Source organism: Amycolatopsis sp. SID8362, from assembly GCF_010550475.1.
Taxonomy (GTDB): domain Bacteria; phylum Actinomycetota; class Actinomycetes; order Mycobacteriales; family Pseudonocardiaceae; genus Amycolatopsis; species Amycolatopsis eburnea.
Genome location: NZ_JAAGNB010001781.1, coordinates 1 through 2,354, shown reverse-complemented (window position 1 = coordinate 2,354; position 2,354 = coordinate 1). Strand labels below are relative to the sequence as shown.

Annotated in this window: 2 protein-coding genes; both read left to right on the top strand. The window is 71.0% G+C overall.

Features of this window, described 5'->3' with window-relative positions:
• Positions 1-330: 330 nt before the first annotated feature.
• Positions 331-618, top strand: a complete 288-nt coding sequence (locus G3I65_RS54635) for an acylphosphatase (protein WP_160704344.1) — start codon at positions 331-333, stop codon at positions 616-618.
• A gap of 146 nt (positions 619-764) precedes the next feature.
• A partial coding sequence (locus G3I65_RS54630) for an AAA family ATPase (protein ID WP_160704342.1) occupies positions 765-2,354 on the top strand: 1,590 nt, incomplete at its 3' end.

Sequence of the window (2,354 nt, the reverse complement as noted above, 5' to 3'; positions counted from 1 at the left end):
CCCGCCAGCTCCGCGACGGCGGCGAACGCGGTCGCGACCACCAGGCCGGCGACCCCGAGCACGACGTACCCGGTGCGGTTCGGTTTGCTGCTCTTGGGCGGCGCGGTGTCGATCCTGGTGATCCGAGAGCTCGAATCCGGCCCGTCGGGGCGGGGCATACAGGCTCCTTGGGGATTTCGGGGAGGCGCGGGCGAGGTCCACGGGCGTGAAGCCCGACGGCGGGGGAGCGACCTCGGCCGGGAGGTTATCACCGGCGTGCGGGTATTCGCCCAGGTAGTGGCCTTGATCCGTTACTGTGCGCTGTCGGTTGACCCGGAAGGGAGGAAAAGCATGAGTGAGCAAGAAACGAACACTCGCCTCACGGCGTGGGTGCGCGGCCGGGTCCAGGGTGTCGGTTTCCGCTGGTGGACGCGCAGCCGTGCACTCGAACTCGGCCTGGTCGGGAGCGCCAGCAACCTGGCCGACGGCCGTGTCGAGGTCATAGCGGAGGGTAGCTGTGACCACTGTGAGCGGCTGCTGACGGCGCTGCGGTCGGGAGAATCACCCGGAAGTGTGGAGCACGTCGCCGAGCGCTGGTCCGCCCCGAAAGGGGGACTGAACGGCTTCGTCGAGCGGTGACTGGTGGGGCGCATGAGGTTGCTGCGACCACTGCGGATGTGCTAGGGCGCGCCGACGAGGGGGCGCGTCCGGCGGACCCCGGAGGCCCCCAGGTAGCCTGGGACGATTGAAACGCCAGTACCGGCAGCCAGAGGGGTCAGCACCCAGTGCACCTGAAAAGCCTGACGCTCAAAGGCTTCAAGTCCTTCGCTTCGGCCACCACGCTGCGCTTCGAGCCGGGCATCACCTGCGTGGTCGGCCCGAACGGCTCCGGCAAGTCCAACGTGCTCGACGCGCTGCGCTGGGTCATGGGCACCCAGGGCGCCAAGGATCTGCGCGGCGGCAAGATGGAGGACGTCATCTTCGCCGGCACCGCGGGCCGCGCCCCGCTCGGCCGCGCCGAGGTCACCCTCACCATCGACAACGCCGACGGCGCGCTGCCCATCGAGTACTCCGAGGTCTCGATCACCCGCCGGATGTTCCGCGACGGCGCGAGCGAGTACGAGATCAACGGCGACCGCTGCCGCCTGATGGACGTCCAGGAACTGCTGTCGGACTCCGGCATCGGCCGCGAGATGCACGTCATCGTCGGGCAGGGCCAGCTCTCGGCGATCCTCGAGTCCAAGCCCGAAGAGCGCCGCGCCTTCATCGAAGAGGCCGCCGGCGTCCTCAAGCACCGCAAGCGCAAGGAACAGACCCTGCGCAAGCTGGCCAACATGCAGGGCAACCTCGACCGCCTCGGCGACCTGACGACCGAGCTGCGCCGCCAGCTCAAGCCGCTGGGCAAGCAGGCCGAGATCGCCCGCAAGGCCCAGTCCGTCCAGTCCGAGCTGCGCGACTCCCGCCTGCGCCTGCTCGCCGACGACCTCGTCACCCAGCGCGACGCGATCGCGCGCGAAGAGGCCGACGAGCGCACCGCCCGCCAGCGCCGCGCCGAGGTCGAGCAGCACCTCGAGATCGTCTCCGCCGAAGAAGCCGAGCTGGAGGCTTCGCTCGCCGAGGACGCGCCGCTCCTGCAGACCGCGCAGGAGACCTGGTACAAGCTTTCCGCGCTGGCCGAACGCCTCCGCGGCACCGTCCGCCTCGCCATCGAGCGGCAGCGCCACCTCTCCGCCGACGTCTCGACGTCGACCGGCGGCCGCGACCCCGAGGAGCTCCTGGAGGAGGCCGAGCGGGTCGCCGAGCAGGAAGAGGAGCTCAACGAGGCCGTCATGGAGGCCCGGGAGCTGCTCGCCGAGACCGTGCTGCGCCGCGAAGACCTCGAACAGCGCGTCCAGGCCGCCGAGCGCGCGCACTGGGCCGCCGTCCGCGCCATCGCCGACCGCCGCGAGGGCATGGCGAAGCTGACCGGCCAGGTCGAGGCGCTGCGCAGCAAGAACGGCGCCACCTCCGACGAGATCGACCGCCTCAGCGTCTCCCTCGAAGAGGCCGCCGAGCGCGCCGAAATCGCCGTCGAAGAACTCGAGATGGCCAAGGCCGAGGGCGGCGTCGAGGAGTCCGACGACGCCGGCCTGATGGACCGCCACGACCGCGCGGTCGAGGCCAACAACGCGGCCAAGGCGCGCGTCGAAGAGCTGGTCAAGGCCGAACGCGCGGCCGAGCGCGAGATCGCGTCCGAGAAGGCGCGCGTCGAGGCGCTGTCCATGGGGCTCAAGCGCAAGGACGGCGCGGGCGCGCTGCTCGGCGCGTCCCACGAGCTGCCGGGCCTGCTCGGCTCGGTCGCCGCGCTGCTCACCGTCGAGCCCGGCTACGAGGTC

Excerpts from the sequence above, each read along its gene's own strand:
- G3I65_RS54635 (WP_160704344.1), top strand. The coding sequence starts at position 331 with ATGAGTGAGCAAGAAACGAACACTCGCCTCACGGCGTGGGTGCGCGGC.